Below are 15,435 nucleotides of genomic sequence, written 5' to 3'. Positions count from 1 at the left end.
CAGCCTTAGCTGTCACCAGCGCGGACCTCTCACCTGGGACTCGTTCGCGGGATTCCAGGGTCGGCTACCTCCCAGACCAGATCGCCGGCGTCGTCGACGCGAGCGGCGCACGCCTTTTCGGTGCCACCCGAGGCGGCGTGCCGGAGCAGGGCGGGAGTCCCTGATTCGAGAGCGGCAGCGATGTCCTGGAGCATGGAGGCCACCGAACCCCACAGCGGCACCCCGAGCACCCACGTCTCGTGGTCCCACAGGAAAACCGCGCCATAGGAATCACCGAACCGCAGGTCGACGATGAGTCCGTCACCGCCAGGGCTCATCGCGATCGGCAGGAACGACGGCAGGAACCGCGGTTCCGGTTCGCCGTTCGCGGCGGACGAGGCCCCTTCCTGTTCCGCGACCAGCAACCAGATCTCTCTCGTTTCCAGGGCGTCCTCCAAGCCCACCGGAGCAAACGATCCAGGGATCCAGTAGTCGGCGCTGACGCGGTCCAGGGTCCACCAATCGTGCACTTCGGTGGGGAGTGCTGCCCCGATGTCTGCCTCGAAGGCGCCCAGCCGACCCCCGTCCGCAGCAGCCCTCACCGGCGCCCGGTGGAGATGATCTCCCAACCAGGCGTCGATGCGGTCCCACGACTTCCGCACTCCGTGATCGATCGAGGTCATGGCCGGAAGTCTCTCAAGGAGCTCTGACAGGTGCGTTCCGTGCCCGCGGAGCCTGGGGCGGCGCTGTCCTCAGGGAAGTCGATCTCTCCGCAGCCAGTCCGAGAGGACGAGCGCCTCGTCGGAGGTGAGCTTGATGATGATCGGGTGTCGACAGCCAGGCGATGCCACGCGTGGCCGCAACCGCCGGAGCAGAAGCGCTCTCTTCACCGTCTCCACCTCCCCCTCCGTGAAGTCGCACGAATATACGAGTGAGACCCGGCTCACATGCACTTGGATTTTGACCCACAGCAGCTCTGACCAGGCACTGGAGTAAGAGCGGACGGCCGCTCAGGACGCTACGAAAGAGAATTCGACAGCACGAACGAGAACGAGTGGGCCGCCGGTTCCAGAGAGACAGGACGACAGGACGGCCGACTTCGCCGGGACTCCGCCAAGTCGTTCGCCAGAGGCGCTGGGACTCGCCACATCTACTGGGAACGGACACTTTCGCTGCGAGTCACCTCCGCGTCCACCGTGGGGTGGAACACTTTTGCAAGCACCCGCTTGCAAAAGTTAGCAAGGGTGGTGCACCATCGAGGCATGGCATCACTCAACGTCGGCAATCTCGGCGAGTACCTGCGTGAGCAGCGGCGTACCGCGCAGCTCTCCCTGCGGCAGCTCGCCGACGCCGCCGGGGTGTCCAATCCGTATCTCAGCCAGATCGAGCGCGGTCTGCGCAAGCCGAGCGCCGAGGTGCTCCAGCAGGTAGCGAAGGCCCTGCGGATCTCCGCCGAGACGCTCTACGTGCGGGCCGGGATCCTCGATGAGCGGGAGCGGGAGGAGCTGGAGACACGGGCGGTCATATTGGCCGATCCGTCGATCAACGAGCGGCAGAAGAACGTACTGCTCCAGATCTACGACTCCTTCCGCCGGGAGAACGGTTTCGATGTCGCGCCCGACACCGGGTCCGAGTTCCACGGCCCCGCCGACGCGAAGAGCAGAATCGATGCCGATGCGGAAAGCGGTGCCGGGGACGAGAACGGCGCCGGTCCGGATGCCCGCGGCCCCCGCACGGCCGGCGGCAGTGATGCAGACCCAGCAGCGAACTGACTTCTGATGATCCGGGAGGACCACAGTCATGGCCATCACCGATGACCTGCGTAAGACCCTCACCGACCCGACCCCCCTCTACTTCGCCGCCGGCACGGCCGACCTCGCCGTGGAGCAGGCGCGCAAGGTCCCGGCTCTGATCGAGCAGCTGCGGGCCGAGGCGCCCGAGCGGATCGAGGCGGTGCGCAACACCGACCCGAAGGCCGTGCAGGAGCGGGTCACCACGCAGGCCAGGGAGGCCCAGGCCACCGTGCAGGCGAAGGTGACCGAAGTCTTCGGGACGCTGGACACCGACCTCAAGAAGTGGGGCGAGACCGCCCAGGACCTCGCGCTGCGGAGCGTGGGTGTGGCCGCCGAGTACGCCGTCAGGGCGCGGGAGACGTACGAGAAGGTCGCCGAGCGCGGCGAGCAGTCCGTGCGCACCTGGCGTGGCGAGACGGCCGAGGAGATCGTGGAGATCGCCGCCGTCGTCGAGGCGGAGCCGAAGTCCGTCCCGAAGCAGAAGTCCGAGGCTGCCGCGAAGCCCGCCACGCCCGCGAAGCCGGTGGCGTCCGCGAAGCCGGCGGCCCCCGCCGCGAAGAAGCCCACGCCGAAGGCCGCGCCCTCCAGGACGACGCCCGCCGCGACGGCGAAGAAGCCGGCGCCTGTGCGCAAGCCCGTCGCGAAGAAGACGACCCCGCCCGCCAAGTAGGCGGAGGCGGTCCCAGGATTGCCGGAAGAGCGGGCCGGGCACCTTTCGGGGTGCCCGGGTCGTTGTCCCGGTACCTTGGCCGCGAGGCGCTCATCCACTGACTAGGCGGTGTTCACCGTGTTGCTCGAAGCATTCGGCTCGATCCTCCAGCTGCTGTACCTGGCCATGCTCGTCCTGGCCGTGGTCGCGCTGGTCTTCGCCGTGACGGCGCGCGAGGACGCCTACCGGGCCGCGGACAAGCAGAAGAAGTCCTTCTGGTTGATCATCCTCGGGATCACCGTCTTCGTGAACCTCGTCATTCCGATCCTGTTCCTGCAGATCGCGGGCGTGATCGCGTCCATCGTCTTCATGGTGGACGTGCGACCGGCGATCAAGGCGGTGTCGGGCGGCGGCCGTCGCGGAGGCTCCAGCAGCGACGGACCGTACGGCCCCTACAACGGCGGGCGCTGAGCGCCCGCCGACGAGGCGGCACCGGGGCGGGAGCGCGTCGCGTTCCCGCCCCTCCGGTGTGTCCGGGCCTCGTCGCGTTCCAGCAGCAGGACCGCCACGTCGTCGGTCAGCTCGCCGCCGTTCAGCTCCTGGACCTGGGTGACCGCGGCCTGCAGCAGTGCTTCGCCGCCCAGCCCCTGGTCCAGTCGGCCGTTGACCATGGCGACCATGCCGTCCTGGCCGAGCCGCTGGGTCCCGGTCGCGCCGACGCGTCCCTCGATCAGCCCGTCGGTGTACATCATCAGGCTCCACGAGCCGCCCAGCTCCACCTGGCGGCGGGGCCACCGGGCATGTGGCAGCAGGCCGAGGGCCGGGCCGCCGTCCTCGTACGGCAGGAGGTGCGCCGCCCGCCCCTGGCGGGCGATCAGCGGCGCCGGATGACCGGCGATGCACAGACCGGCGCGGCGGCCGTCGGGGGCGATGTCGACGGTGCAGAGCGTCGCGAAGATCTCCTCGCTCTGCCGCTCGTGCTCCAGGACCTGCTGCAGCGTGGAGAGCAGGTCGTCGCCGCAGAGCCCGGCCAGCGTCAGAGCGCGCCACGCGATGCGCAGCTCGACGCCGAGCGCCGCCTCGTCGGGGCCGTGGCCGCAGACGTCGCCGATCATCGCGTGGACCGTGCCGTCGGGCGTGCGGACCGTGTCGTAGAAGTCGCCGCCGAGCAGGGCACGGCTGCGGCCCGGCCGGTAGTGGGCGGCGAAGGCCAGGTCGGAGCCGTCGAGGAGCGGAGTCGGCAGCAGCCCGCGTTCCAGACGGGCGTTCTCCTGGGCACGCAGCCGGGACTCGGTCAGCTGGTGCTGGGCGATGTCCGCACGTTTGCGCTCCACGGCGTACCGGATGGCACGGCTGAGGAGGCGCCCGTCGAGTTCGCCGCGGAAGAGGTAGTCCTGGGCCCCGACGCGTACCGCCTCGGCCGCGCGTTCGGCGTCGTCCTCCGCGGTGAGGGCGAGCACGGCGTGGCGCGGTGCGATGCGCAGGATGTGCTTGAGGGCCGCGAGCTCGTCGGGGCGGCCGGGCCCGTCGTCATGGCCGTCGGCGCGCGCGCCGGAAGGCAGCGAGGCCGCTTCGAGGTCGAGGTCGAGCAGGATGCAGTCGACGTCGTCGGTGAGCAGCCGGCCGGCCTCGGTGAGGTTGCGGGCGGTACGTACGCGGACCCGTGCCCCCGCGGTGGACGACAGCTCGGGGACGGCGAAGGTGCCCGCAGGGTCGTCCTCGATCACCAGGAGTGTGAGGTCGGCGCCATGAGTGGTCTCCGCAGCGGGAACGGCACGTTGCTGCGGTACGGGTACGGGCATCGGTTCGGGTTTCCTTCCCTCCCCCCGAGGGCGCGGCGGATCGACGAACGACGAACCGCCGACGGGGACGATAGCGGTCCGTGGCGGGGGAACGGAATGGCGCCCGGCGGTCATCCTCCGCCGTGTGTGCGGCCATAAGCCGCGTCCTGCCACGGATCCGGCGTGACGGGTGCGCGCGAATCGGACATGAGGTCATGACGAACATCACGCGCCCGACACGTCTCGCGCACATTCGCCGGGACGCTTCCGGTGAGCTCTGCGGTACGTGTCACGTGCCACCCGCGGCGGGGTGTCTCCCGCCGGGCGCTCCGTCACCGAGCGTACGGTCCGGACGGGCCCGGAGCCTGTCCGTGCGGACGAGCCCATCTGCCCGGTCGGGCCGGGCTCTTGTCCGGACGGGCCCATCTGCCCGGTCGGGGCCGGGTCCTCGCCCGGACGGGCCTACTTGTCCGGCCGGACCACGCCCAGGATCTGCATGGATCCCGCGCCTGTCAGCGTGACGTGCCGACCCGGCCGGGGTGCGTGCACGATCTGGCCGTCGCCGACGTACATCCCGACATGGCTGGCGTCGCTGTGGTAGATGATCAGGTCGCCGGGGCGCATGTCCTGGACGGGTATGCGGGGAAGCTGTCGCCACTGCTCCTGGGAGGTCCGCGGGATGGGCTGTTTCGCCGCCGCCCAGGCCTGCGAGGTCAGTCCCGAGCAGTCGTACGAGCCGGGGCCCTCGGCCCCCCAGACGTACGGCTTGCCTATCTGCCCGGTCGCGAAGGCCACCGCCTGCTTGCCGGCGGCGCTCGCCTCGCGGTTGATCTCCTTCAGTGCGCCGGAGGAGAGCCAGGCCGCCTGCGCCGTGGACGCGGCGTCCTGCTCCAGCGTCAGGAGTTTGGCGCGCTCCTCCTTCGCCAGCTGCGATTCGAGCTTCTCCGCCGCCTCGATCTGTGCGTCGATGCTCTTCTTGGCCTTGGCCTGCTTGACGCGATTGGCCTCGATCTTCTCCCAGTTGAGGCTGGCGTCCTGGGTGTACGTCTCCAGGTCCTCCTGGGCCTGCTCCAGTTCGGTCAGCATTCCCTTGGTGGCCTGCTGGCCCTGCCTGGCTTGGTTGACGCCGTCCATGAAGAGGTCCGGGTCGCCGCTCAGCACCAGCTGGGAGCCCGGGGGCAGCCCGCCGTTGCGGTACTGCTCGCGGGCCTGGGCGCCCGCCCTGTCCTTGAGTTCGGCGATCCTCGTCTGCCCGTCGGCGATGGACTTGGTCAGCCGGACGATCTCGCCGGACTGCTTCTCCGCCTGTTCCTCGGCGAGGTTGTACGCGTCCGTGGCCGCCCCGGCCTTGCGGTAGAGGGTGTCGATCTCCTCGCGGACCTGCTCGAGGCTCTTCTTCGCGGCGGGCGCGGTGGCTGTCGGGCCGGGCTCCGGGATCGGAGCGGCCATGGCCTGGACCGGCGCGGTCAACAGGGCCAGAGCGCAGACCAGAGTGATCGCGGCACTGGCACAGTGGCGTCGGTTCACGAGCTCCCCCTCCGGGCGAATGGCAACGAAGGCCGTATCGCGGACATCTGACTTACCGTCAGTAACTTTTGGGTGACGACGCGATCGTGTCATGTCGTCCCGTAAAGCAACAGAGGTCTGTGTCACCGTCCCGTCACACCGCCCCCGTCCACTGAGGGGGACGAACGGTGATCCCCCTGTGTTCCCGGATCCGGCCGTGCCCCCCGATCGGGTCCGCGCGGCGCCGATCGGGTCCGCGGCGCCGATCGGGTCCGCGCGGCGCTGCCCGGCGGTGCCGCCCGACTGGTGTCGCACGGTAGGCGCCGCCTTGCGGGTGCCGACCGGCGGGTCTCGACCGGTGGGTGGCCGGCGGGCGCCGCCCGCGGGGTGCCCATCGTCAGGTGGCGGGCCGCAGGGCGGACCAGCGCACGGTGATCTCGCCCTGCCTCCAACGCCGTACACCGTCCGTCAGGGGCCAGTCGGCCGAGACCGCGCGGGCCGCCGCGATCCAGCGCTGCCGCGCGCCCAGCGACGCGTACGGGGAGGCCGTGGCCCACGCGCGGTCGAGGTCCCGAAGGAAGGCGTGCACCGGTTCGCCCGGCACGTTGCGGTGGATCAGGGCCTTCGGGAGGCGCTCGGCGAGGTCCGAGGGGCGCTGCAGGGAGCCGAGCCGGGTCGCGAAGGTGACGGTGCGCGGGCCCTCCGGGCCGAGGGCGACCCACACGTGCCGACGCCCGATCTCGTCGCAGGTGCCCTCGACCAGCAGCCCTCCGGGGGCCAGCCGGGCGCACAGCCGCTGCCAGACCGCGGTGACCTCCCCCTCGTCGTACTGGCGCAGGACGTTCGCCGCCCGGATGAGAGCCGGCCGGCCTGCGGTGGGAATCTCGAAGCCGCCGTGCACGAAGGTGAGGCCCTCGCGTTCGTACGGCTGCGCCGCCGCGACCCGTGCGGGGTCGATCTCGACGCCCACGACGGCCGTGCGTGGCTCGGCGGCGCGCAGCCGCTCCAGTAGTTCGACGGCGGTCCAGGGCGCGGCGCCGTAGCCGAGGTCGACCGCGACGGGCGACTCGCTGCGGCGCAGGGCGGGGCCGTGGGTGGCGGCGATCCAGCGGTCCATGCGGCGCAGCCGATTGGGGTTGGTCGTCCCGCGGGTCGCGGTGCCGATGGGGCGCTGGTGCATGAAAGGGAGCGTATGCGACGCGTCGGCGGTCACACGCGGAGCGGGTGGAGGGGGCGGGTGCCTTCCGGCACGCCGTGGGCATCGCAATGATTTGGCAAAGTGGAAATGAAAGGCTGAGTTCCGCTGTTCTGGAGCTTCGAAGGGGCCGTGTGCCCCGTACGTGTCATGCCCTGAGCGAGGAGGAGCGGACCCGTGAGCCAGTACGTCTCCCGGCTCGGCAGCAGCCGTGCGGCACCCCGTATCCGCTTCCCGGGCGGTTTCGCCGGACACCGCAAGCCGCGCCGTGTGGCGATGCTCTCCGTGCACACCTCTCCGCTGCACCAGCCCGGCACCGGCGACGCGGGCGGCATGAACGTCTACATCGTCGAGCTGGCCAAGCGCCTCGCCGCGATCGGCATCGAGGTCGAGATCTTCACCCGGGCCACCACCGGCGGGCTGCCTCCCACGGTCGATCTCGCGCCCGGAGTCCTCGTCCGGCACGTGGACGCGGGGCCGTACGAGGGCCTCGCCAAGGAGGAGCTGCCCGCTCAGCTCTGCGCCTTCACCCACGGCGTGATGCAGGCCTGGGCAGGCCAGCGGCCCGGTTACTACGACCTGGTCCACTCCCACTACTGGCTGTCCGGCCAGGTCGGCTGGCTCGCCGCCCAGCGCTGGGGCGTTCCCCTCGTCCACGCCATGCACACCATGGCGAAGGTCAAGAACGCCGCGCTCGCCGAGGGCGACACCCCGGAGCCCGCCGCACGCGTCATCGGTGAGACACAGATCGTGCACGCCTCCGACCGGCTCATCGCGAACACCGCCGGCGAGGCCGACGAGCTCATCCGCTTCTACGACGCGGACCCCGCGTCCGTCGCCGTCGTGCACCCCGGGGTCAATCTGGACCGGTTCCGCCCCGGCGACGGCCGTGCCGCCGCGCGGGCCCGCCTCGGTCTGCCGCAGGACGCGCTGATCCCCCTGTTCGCGGGCCGCATCCAGCCGCTCAAGGCCCCGGACGTGCTGCTGCGGGCCGTCGCCGTGCTGCTGGACCGTGATCCCTCGCTGCGCTCGCGCATCCTCGTACCCGTCGTCGGAGGCCCCAGCGGCAGCGGGCTCGCCAAGCCGGAGGGCCTGCACAAGCTGGCCGCGCGCCTGGGCATCGCCGACGTCGTACGGTTCCACCCGCCGGTCGGGCAGGACCAGCTCGCGGACTGGTTCCGTGCGGCGTCCGTGCTGGTCATGCCGTCGTACAGCGAGTCCTTCGGGCTCGTCGCCATAGAGGCCCAGGCGGCAGGCACGCCGGTCGTCGCGGCAGCGGTGGGCGGCCTTCCCGTCGCCGTGCGGGACGGAGTGAGCGGCTTCCTGATCCCCGGGCACGACCCGGAGGCGTACGCACAGGCGCTGGGCCGGTTCGCGGACAGCGCCGAACTGGCCGGCCGGATGGGCGAGGCGGCGGCCGCGCACGCCCAGTCGTTCGGCTGGGACACGGCGGCGTCCGCAACCGCCGATGTCTACACGGCGGCGATGCACGACCACCGGCGCAGGGCCCGCTCGCACCACGGCTGACGGGTGCCTCGCGCCACGGCCTCGCGCCACGGCTGAACGGGTGCCTCGCGCCACGGCTGACGAACCGGCCCCCGCTGCCGCACCCCGGCTGAGCGCCCGGGCGGGCTGTCGTACGCTCGCACCATGGCTGACGTACCGGACGAGGCAGCAGCGGCGCAGGTCATCGAGGCGGCGCTGGACGACGCGGAGCTCGAGTGGGAGAGCCCCGGGCCAGGCAACTACGTCGTGAAGCTGCCGGGCACCCGCAAGCTGTCCACGACCTGCTCCCTGATCGTCGGGCAGCACTCCCTCTCCCTCAACGCGTTCGTCATCCGGCACCCGGACGAGAACGACGCGGCCGTGCACCGCTGGCTGCTGGAGCACAACCTCCGCCTGTTCGGCGTGAGTTACGCCATCGACCCGCTCGGCGACATCTACCTCGTCGGCAGGCTCCCGCTCTCGGTCGTCACGCCCGAGGAACTGGACCGGCTGCTGGGGTCGGTCCTCGAGGCGGCGGACGGTGCCTTCAACCCGCTGCTCGAACTGGGCTTCGCGAGCGCGATCCGCAAGGAGTACGCCTGGCGGACGGAGCGCGGCGAGTCGACCCGCAACCTCGACGCCTTCGCGCACCTGACGCGGCGCCCGTCCTGAAGCCACCGCGGCGTCCGGCTACAACTCGGCCAGGGCCCTGACGAGCCGCGGTGCAACCGCCTCCCACGTCCCGGCCACCACCTCGGGACCGGAGCCGCGTGGCACGGTCTCGGTGAGCATGATCAGGTAGAGGTAGCTGCGGTACAGGTCGAGTCTGCGCCGCAGGGACGGGGTGAACACGAGGGGTGTGCCGGTGGCGGCCGCGTAACCGGCCAGGAAGTCCACATCCGCCTCCGGGTCGCCGAACAGGGACGTGGAGACGAGATCGGCGACCGGGTCCCCCCAGAACATCCGCTCGCCGTCGATGATCCCCCCGATGCGCCGCGCCCCGGGCTCCCCGGCCACCAGGAGGTTCCCCTCCCACAGGTCGAAGTGGACCAGGGCGGGCCGGGTCACCTCGTCCAGGACGTCCGACGCCCCGGCGATCGCCGCACGTATCCGGTCCACCGGGCACGGCAGTTGTGCTCCGTACCTCTCGGCGTCCGCCAGCACAGCGTCGGTCATCGCGGTGAACGCCTCGCGCCAGGTGGGGGAGAGCGGTCCGAGGGCTTCGCCCGGATACCCGAACCCGGCCGGGCCTGTCACGCCGTGCAGTCGGCCGACCAGGTTCCCGAACTCCGTACGCAGCGCGCGGGTCTCGTCGGCCGTCAGGTCATCGGCGACCACGCTCCAGGGCCGCCCCGGGCGCGTGGTCGTGACGACGTACGTCCCCGCCCTGCGCCTCCGGGGCGAGCTCCCTGTGTACGACCTGCGGGATCGTGTCACCGGCCCCGGCGGCGGCGCCGTAGAAGGTGACCTCGTTGACGAGGAGGTGCTGTTCGTAGGTCAGTCCGGTGGCGTGCGCCGGAGGGATCTTCACCACCCAGTCCCTGCCGTCCCCGAAGGTGACGCGGGTGACGGTGTTGTACGTGCCGCCGGTGAGCGATTCGAGGGCCATGGGCTCGCCGGCCCCGACCGTTCTCAGCACGGCGTTGATCGCGTCGACGGACATGGACGGGCTCCCATGGCTCAGTTGTCGGGTGAGCACCTCACAGGCGCTTCACAGGGTGATCACGACGGAGTCACGATCACATCCCGTGACCGCTCGGGGTGATGGTCGGACGGGTGCCCGATCGTAGAGTGTGGCGCACTGCGACAGCCCCACCGTGCCCGGCCGAATCTCGTGCCGCAGCCGCGCTGTTGCTCCTTCCGTACGGAGAGATGAACCCACCATGCGCGCCACCGTCGTACGCCGTTCCGCCCTTGCCGCAGCCGTGGCGTCCCTGACCCTGCTCGCCACCGCCTGCAGCGGTTCGGAGTCCGACGCCAAGGGCGACGACGGCGCCTCCGGGGGCAAGGGCGAAGCCTCGACCAAGCCCTCGGCGGTCAAGGCGCTGTCGTCGGCCGAACTGGAGAAGGTGTCGCTGGAGCAGGGCGACGTCGCCGGTCACAAGATCACGAAGACCGGGCCGGAGGACATCGCCAAGCCCGACGAGGTCACCGTGGACAAGAAGGAGTGCGAGCCCATCGGGTTCGCCTTCTACGGGGTGGAGCGCGGCGACCCGGTCGGAAACGCCGGGCGCAAGGCCGTCCAGGAGCCGAAGAAGGACGAGACCGCCGACCCCGAGGACCTGCTCGCCGGAATGCTCGACGTGACGTCGTCGCTGGTCACGCTGGCCTCGTACGACGGTGACGGCGCGGCGAAGAGCCTCGCCGAGCTCCGCGACTCCGCCGCCAAGTGCGCGACCGGTGGCTTCACCCTGTCGGTCAAGGGCTCGAAGCAGAAGGTCACCAAGCTGACCGAGGAGAAGGCGACCGGCGGCGAGGAGGCACTCGCCTGGCGGGTGCAGATGGGGGAGGGGGACGAGGCCGCTCCCTTCAAGCTCGTGACCCTGCGTCAGGGTGGAACGGTCGCCACGTTCTTCTCCTTCAACCTCGGCAAGACCGGCGCGGACGCCGACTTCGCCCTCCCGACCGCGCTGATCGACGCGCAGGCCAAGAAGCTCGGCTGAACAGCCGACGGCGTGAGGGCGGGGGCGCGGAGACCGGCTCCCGCCCCTGTCGTGCCGGGGGAGGCCTGCCCCGTATGGCGCTGATGCGGTCGGCCATGGTCACGTCCGACGCGGTCACGCAGCGACTGGACCGGCTGGAGGCAGGGAGGGGAGTTCGTCGTACACACCCACCGGACGGGGGGCGGGTCGCGGACGACCTGCGCGGCATCCTGGAATCTGCTAGGACAACGCACGCCATTTCAGGCCCGGGTGACGGATCGCCTCATGACGTGGAGGGCGGGACCGGTGACGGCGGCCCGTGTCACGGCAGCGGTACGAGTCTGACCACGGTGACCGTCAGCACGGACCCGGAGACGTAGTAGAGGACGATGGCCCCGTACACCGTCGCCTCGCGCCGGTCGCGTTCGCTCTTCACAGCGGTCGAGGCATGTCCGTACGGATCAGAGCCCAGAGTGCGGGCCATCTCGTCGCGGAACGAGTCGGCGTCGCGCATCTTGGCGAGGGTGTCGTCGGCGGGCGGCGCGAAGGAGAGGCGGAAGCTCAAGCGACGTTCCGCCTCTCGGCCTCGTCCTGAGCGAGCCGGTCGAGGATCTGCTCGGCCTCGGGATCGGGTACGGCCTCGAGCATCCAGTGGCGCATGACGGCCTGGATCTCGTGCACCCCGGCCTCGTTGATCGCGTCGTCGAACTCCGCGCGTCTCTCCTCGGGCAGCGCGGCACGGATCGCGGGAATGCTGTTCGGCACCTCGACCTCGGTACCGCCGACGAAGGTCTTCAGAGACTCGCCCATGATCGCTCTCCCCGATCTCCTTGCTCCCCACACCCCGCCGGCCCGAGCCGCGAGAGGTGCGCTCCGGGGTAACAGGCAGGTGTAAGGCTCACGTTAGCCGGTGCCGCTGTCTTCGTCTCCCGCCTGCTCCCGGCTCTTCAGGGCCAGATGGACATCGAGTGCGGCGTCCCGGTCGGCCTGCAGAGCAGGTCCACCGCGTCAACAGGACCCCACTAGAGCTTCGTTGGGCTCCGCAGCGACAAGATATGCGGTGCATCGCCCGTCACCAGCGCCCTGTACCCGCGCTTTCGATCAGACGTCGACACGAACTCCACCGAGCCGACGACCGCAGGGCGGCATCGGCCGGTTCGTGCCCGCGCTCCTCCAACAGCTGCGGACGGAGGGGTCGCTGCGGTCGCGGTACCGCAGTGGCGTGCCGACACGGGGAACTTGCCAGTAGCCGGCAGGTGCAGGATCGTACGATCATGGCTGAGGCTCCTGACGTCGAGACCGCGTGGACATGGCTGCTGGAGCGCCGGCCAGGGACCCGAGGCTGGTTCGACGACACATTGCCGCCCGTCGCGGCTGCCGCATACGCGAAGCCCGTGCTGCGCGGCCTGTTCCCCTTCCACACCCACGGCACGCTCAAGTTCATCCGTGAGGCCCCTCCGTGGCACGAGCCGACGGCCGACGATCTGCCGTACGTGGTGCTGGGCGAGCCGCCGTACAGCGTCCACACGGCGGGTTACGCGACCCGCCTCGGCGAGGCGGCGACGGCCGAGGACGCCATCGACCTGGTGATGGCCCACCTGCCTCCGGAACTGAGCGGCGACGCGGCAGGCCGGTAGTCCTGAACCCCGGCGTGGCACCAGGCCGGGATCCAGCTGAAGGACGCCCGTCGAGTAGGGCCACCCGGGCCGGGTATCCGTCTGGGCATGCTCGCTCTGACCTACACCTCGCGCAGCACTGCAACGACGCTGTGGGCCTTTGCGGTAAGCATCCTTATCGTGCTGGCAGTGGCTTGGTACGTCCGACGACGGAGGTAGGTTCGACGCTCGCTTCAGGGGTTCGATCTGAGTCTGCTCCGGCAGCTGCGGGTCTACGCGCACCTCATGCCGCCGAGCCAGGAGCGCACCCGCAAGGGTGTGGCCGCTGTCTTCGGGCCCGACCTGCGCCAGTGCGCCCGCCGCTCGCAGATCCGTGACAGCTGCCTCAGCGTCTGAGGGAACAGCCGGAACCGGACTTCCTCAAGCCTGGAGACGGAGCCGATCGACCGGCTGACAGCCCACACGGCCCAGCGCACCAAAAAGCCCCCCACCGTGCGGAAAACCCGCAGGTGGGGGGCTTCTTCAGCTCTGCTTACTTCTTCTTGCCCTGGTTCTTCACAGCCTCGATCGCTGCCTTGGCCGCGTCCGGGTCCAGGTACGTGCCACCCGGCTTCAGGGGGCGGAAGTCGGCGTCCAGCTCGTATGCGAGCGGGATGCCGGTCGGGATGTTGAGGCCCGAGATGGCGTCGTCGGAGATGCCGTCCAGGTGCTTCACCAGACCGCGCAGGCTGTTGCCGTGGGCGGCGACCAGCACGGTCTTGCCGTCGAGGAGGTCCGGGACGATGCCGTCGTACCAGTACGGCAGCATGCGGATGACGACGTCCTTGAGGCACTCCGTGCGCGGGCGCAGCTCCGGCGGGATCGTCGCGTAGCGCGGGTCGGCGCTCTGCGAGAACTCGGTGCCGTCCTCGAGCGCCGGCGGCGGGGTGTCGTACGAACGGCGCCAGAGCATGAACTGCTCCTCGCCGAACTCGGCGAGCGTCTGGGCCTTGTCCTTGCCCTGGAGGGCGCCGTAGTGGCGCTCGTTCAGGCGCCAGGAGCGGTGTACGGGGATCCAGTGGCGGTCGGCGGCTTCCAGCCCGAGCTGGGCGGTGCGGATCGCGCGCTTCTGGAGGGAGGTGTGCACGACGTCGGGGAGCAGGCCGGCGTCCTTGAGCAGCTCACCGCCGCGCACCGCCTCCTTCTCGCCCTTGTCGGTGAGGTCTACGTCCACCCATCCGGTGAACAGGTTCTTGGCGTTCCATTCGCTCTCGCCGTGGCGGAGGAGGATCAGCTTGTACGGTGCGTCGGCCATGGGTCCGAGCGTAATCGAACCCGCGTGGCCACCGCGCGGCCGGTCAAGGGGCGGACCGGGATCCGGCCGGGGTGTGTCCGGGACCGGACGATTGACGGGTGGCGTCAATTGGGTGGCGGCCGGGGAACACCTCTTCGTAATGTTCGGAACATCGCCGGGCCACTTACACATGCAGGGTCGGCGCTCGTTCCGTACCTGCACGTAGCCCCGGGGGGAATCCATGTCTGTCGCCGGTCTCAGAAAGGCGGCACACGAGACGGTCGCCGGTCTCCCCAGGGAGTTCTGGTGGCTCTGGACCAGCACGCTGGTCAACCGGCTCGGTGCGTTCGTCGCCACGTTCATGGCGCTCTACCTCACCCTGGACCGTGGCTACTCGGCTTCGTACGCCGGTCTCGTCGCGTCCCTCCACGGGCTCGGCGGGGTCGTCTCCTCGCTGGGTGCGGGCGTGATGACGGACCGGCTCGGGCGACGCCCGACGATGCTGATCGCGCAGCTCTCCACCGCCGTGTCCGTGGCGGTGCTCGGCTTCATGGTCCATCCGGTGGCCATCGCGGGCGTGGCGTTCGTCGTGGGCATGGCCAGCAATGCGTCCCGGCCTGCCGTGCAGGCGATGATGGCCGACATCGTCCGGCCCGAGGACCGGGTCAGGGCCTTCTCACTCAACTACTGGGCCATCAACCTGGGGTTCGCGGTCTCGTCCGCGGCGGCGGGATTCATCGCCGAGTACAGCTATCTCGCCGGCTTCATGGGCGAGGCGGCCCTGACGCTGCTGTGCGCGGTCGTCGTCTTCCTCAAGGTGCCCGAGTCCCGGCCCGAGGCGGCGCCCCGGGCCGCCGGAACACCCGCGCCCGAGGACGTGAAGCTGACCACGGTCCTGCGCGACGGGCGCTACATGGGCGTCGTCGGGCTGTCGTTCGTGGTCGCGTTGATCTTCCAGCAGGGTTACGTGGGCCTGCCGGTGGCCATGGGCACGGACGGGCTGTCCAGCTCGGACTTCGGCACGGCGATCGCCGTCAACGGCGTTCTGATCGTGGCCCTGCAGATCCCCGTGACCCGTTTCATCCAGCATCGCGACCCGCGCCTGCTGCTGGTCCTCTCCTCCCTGGTCGCGGGCTACGGCTTCGGACTGACGGCCTTCGCCGGATCGGTCGGGGTGTACGCGCTGACGGTGTGCGTCTGGACCCTCGCCGAGATCGTCAACGCGCCCACGCAGACGGGCATCGTCGTGCAGCTGTCCCCGGCCCACGGCCGGGGGCGCTACCAGGGCATGTACACGATGTCCTGGTCGGTGGCGGCGCTCGTCGCCCCGCTGATGTCAGGCTTCGTGATCGACCGCTACGGGGCCGCCTGGCTCTGGGGGACGTGTGCGGTGCTCGGCACGGTGGCGGCGTTCGGCTACTGGCTGCTGATGCGGAACCTGCAACTGCCGGAGCCGGTGGTGGCCGCATCGCCCGCGTCCGAGGAACGGGCGGTCGCCGAACCCGCGGTCTGAGGT

15 protein-coding genes and 1 pseudogene are annotated in these 15,435 nt (G+C 70.5%); 8 read left to right on the top strand and 8 right to left on the bottom strand.

The window, feature by feature from the left end; translation table 11 throughout:
* Positions 1-29: 29 nt before the first annotated feature.
* A complete protein-coding gene (locus tag LWJ43_RS14730) occupies positions 30-662 on the bottom strand; it encodes an SMI1/KNR4 family protein (protein ID WP_277332715.1) in 633 nt (210 codons plus the stop codon).
* A gap of 579 nt (positions 663-1,241) precedes the next feature.
* On the opposite strand from LWJ43_RS14730, the gene LWJ43_RS14725 reads away from it, so the two are divergent.
* The 3 genes from LWJ43_RS14725 to LWJ43_RS14715 all read left to right on the top strand — a co-directional run bounded on the left by LWJ43_RS14725 (position 1,242) and on the right by LWJ43_RS14715 (position 2,892).
* Positions 1,242-1,751 carry a helix-turn-helix domain-containing protein gene (locus LWJ43_RS14725; protein WP_277332714.1) on the top strand — a complete coding sequence of 170 codons (510 nt, stop codon included), beginning with the start codon at positions 1,242-1,244 and terminating at the stop codon, positions 1,749-1,751.
* Positions 1,752-1,779: 28 nt separating this feature from the next.
* Complete coding sequence (locus tag LWJ43_RS14720) at positions 1,780-2,442, top strand: hypothetical protein (RefSeq protein ID WP_277332713.1); 663 nt, start codon at positions 1,780-1,782, stop codon at positions 2,440-2,442.
* A 117-nt stretch (positions 2,443-2,559) separates the two neighbouring features.
* Complete coding sequence (locus tag LWJ43_RS14715; protein WP_277332712.1) at positions 2,560-2,892, top strand: DUF2516 family protein; 333 nt, start codon at positions 2,560-2,562, stop codon at positions 2,890-2,892.
* On the opposite strand, the gene LWJ43_RS14710 is transcribed toward LWJ43_RS14715, so the two are convergent.
* The 3 genes from LWJ43_RS14710 to LWJ43_RS14700 form a co-directional block, all read right to left on the bottom strand.
* The gene (locus LWJ43_RS14710) at positions 2,874-4,223 is read right to left on the bottom strand and encodes a PP2C family protein-serine/threonine phosphatase (RefSeq protein WP_277332711.1); all 1,350 of its coding nucleotides are present in this window, start codon (positions 4,221-4,223) and stop codon (positions 2,874-2,876) included. The genes LWJ43_RS14715 and LWJ43_RS14710 overlap by 19 nt on opposite strands.
* A 441-nt stretch (positions 4,224-4,664) precedes the next feature.
* Positions 4,665-5,729: a C40 family peptidase gene (locus LWJ43_RS14705; RefSeq protein ID WP_277332710.1), complete on the bottom strand. Its 1,065-nt coding sequence runs from the start codon at positions 5,727-5,729 to the stop codon at positions 4,665-4,667.
* Positions 5,730-6,105: 376 nt separating this feature from the next.
* A complete protein-coding gene (locus LWJ43_RS14700) occupies positions 6,106-6,888 on the bottom strand; it encodes a class I SAM-dependent methyltransferase (protein ID WP_277332709.1) in 783 nt (260 codons plus the stop codon).
* A 192-nt stretch (positions 6,889-7,080) separates the two neighbouring features.
* Between LWJ43_RS14700 and mshA the strand changes: the two genes are divergently transcribed.
* Positions 7,081-8,430 (top strand): D-inositol-3-phosphate glycosyltransferase, encoded by a 1,350-nt coding sequence (gene mshA, locus LWJ43_RS14695; RefSeq protein ID WP_277332708.1) that lies wholly within the window; start codon positions 7,081-7,083, stop codon positions 8,428-8,430.
* 123 nt (positions 8,431-8,553) lie between these two features.
* On the top strand, positions 8,554-9,060 hold the full coding sequence (locus LWJ43_RS14690; protein WP_277332707.1) for a type III secretion system chaperone family protein: 507 nt from the start codon (positions 8,554-8,556) through the stop codon (positions 9,058-9,060).
* An 18-nt stretch (positions 9,061-9,078) separates the two neighbouring features.
* Here LWJ43_RS14690 and LWJ43_RS14685 read toward each other — a convergent pair.
* A pseudogene (locus LWJ43_RS14685) lies at positions 9,079-10,051 on the bottom strand (phosphotransferase family protein).
* Between the two features lie 220 nt (positions 10,052-10,271).
* Here LWJ43_RS14685 and LWJ43_RS14680 point away from each other — a divergent pair.
* Positions 10,272-11,051 carry a hypothetical protein gene (locus LWJ43_RS14680; RefSeq protein ID WP_277332706.1) on the top strand — a complete coding sequence of 260 codons (780 nt, stop codon included), beginning with the start codon at positions 10,272-10,274 and terminating at the stop codon, positions 11,049-11,051.
* A 301-nt stretch (positions 11,052-11,352) separates the two neighbouring features.
* On the opposite strand, the gene LWJ43_RS14675 is transcribed toward LWJ43_RS14680, so the two are convergent.
* A complete protein-coding gene (locus LWJ43_RS14675; RefSeq protein ID WP_277332705.1) occupies positions 11,353-11,595 on the bottom strand; it encodes a hypothetical protein in 243 nt (80 codons plus the stop codon).
* Positions 11,592-11,840, bottom strand: coding sequence for a hypothetical protein (locus LWJ43_RS14670; protein WP_277332704.1), 249 nt, complete (start codon positions 11,838-11,840; stop codon positions 11,592-11,594). The genes LWJ43_RS14675 and LWJ43_RS14670 overlap by 4 nt, the downstream gene beginning before the upstream one ends.
* 464 nt (positions 11,841-12,304) lie before the next feature.
* Here LWJ43_RS14670 and LWJ43_RS14665 point away from each other — a divergent pair, with 464 nt between their 5' ends.
* A complete protein-coding gene (locus tag LWJ43_RS14665) occupies positions 12,305-12,667 on the top strand; it encodes a DUF6193 family natural product biosynthesis protein (protein ID WP_277332703.1) in 363 nt (120 codons plus the stop codon).
* A gap of 511 nt (positions 12,668-13,178) precedes the next feature.
* Here the strand turns inward: LWJ43_RS14665 and LWJ43_RS14660 are convergent.
* Positions 13,179-13,940, bottom strand: coding sequence for a phosphoglyceromutase (locus LWJ43_RS14660; RefSeq protein ID WP_014154899.1), 762 nt, complete (start codon positions 13,938-13,940; stop codon positions 13,179-13,181).
* 220 nt (positions 13,941-14,160) lie between these two features.
* Between LWJ43_RS14660 and LWJ43_RS14655 the strand changes: the two genes are divergently transcribed.
* Complete coding sequence (locus LWJ43_RS14655; protein ID WP_277332702.1) at positions 14,161-15,432, top strand: MDR family MFS transporter; 1,272 nt, start codon at positions 14,161-14,163, stop codon at positions 15,430-15,432.
* The last annotated feature ends 3 nt before the right edge of the window (positions 15,433-15,435 follow it).

The sequence above is a fragment of the Streptomyces sp. JH34 genome, from assembly GCF_029428875.1.
Lineage (GTDB): Bacteria > Actinomycetota > Actinomycetes > Streptomycetales > Streptomycetaceae > Streptomyces.
The sequence above is the reverse complement of the archived record's forward strand: the minus strand, read 5'-3'. Positions and strand labels throughout refer to the sequence as shown.

Excerpts from the sequence above, each read along its gene's own strand:
- LWJ43_RS14710 (WP_277332711.1), bottom strand. The coding sequence starts at position 4,223 with ATGCCCGTACCCGTACCGCAGCAACGTGCCGTTCCCGCTGCGGAGACC.
- LWJ43_RS14725 (WP_277332714.1), top strand. The coding sequence starts at position 1,242 with ATGGCATCACTCAACGTCGGCAATCTCGGCGAGTACCTGCGTGAGCAG.
- LWJ43_RS14730 (WP_277332715.1), bottom strand. The coding sequence starts at position 662 with ATGACCTCGATCGATCACGGAGTGCGGAAGTCGTGGGACCGCATCGAC.
- LWJ43_RS14655 (WP_277332702.1), top strand. The coding sequence starts at position 14,161 with ATGTCTGTCGCCGGTCTCAGAAAGGCGGCACACGAGACGGTCGCCGGT.
- LWJ43_RS14690 (WP_277332707.1), top strand. The coding sequence starts at position 8,554 with ATGGCTGACGTACCGGACGAGGCAGCAGCGGCGCAGGTCATCGAGGCG.
- LWJ43_RS14720 (WP_277332713.1), top strand. The coding sequence starts at position 1,780 with ATGGCCATCACCGATGACCTGCGTAAGACCCTCACCGACCCGACCCCC.
- LWJ43_RS14665 (WP_277332703.1), top strand. The coding sequence starts at position 12,305 with ATGGCTGAGGCTCCTGACGTCGAGACCGCGTGGACATGGCTGCTGGAG.
- LWJ43_RS14660 (WP_014154899.1), bottom strand. The coding sequence starts at position 13,940 with ATGGCCGACGCACCGTACAAGCTGATCCTCCTCCGCCACGGCGAGAGC.
- LWJ43_RS14700 (WP_277332709.1), bottom strand. The coding sequence starts at position 6,888 with ATGCACCAGCGCCCCATCGGCACCGCGACCCGCGGGACGACCAACCCC.
- LWJ43_RS14680 (WP_277332706.1), top strand. The coding sequence starts at position 10,272 with ATGCGCGCCACCGTCGTACGCCGTTCCGCCCTTGCCGCAGCCGTGGCG.
- LWJ43_RS14670 (WP_277332704.1), bottom strand. The coding sequence starts at position 11,840 with ATGGGCGAGTCTCTGAAGACCTTCGTCGGCGGTACCGAGGTCGAGGTG.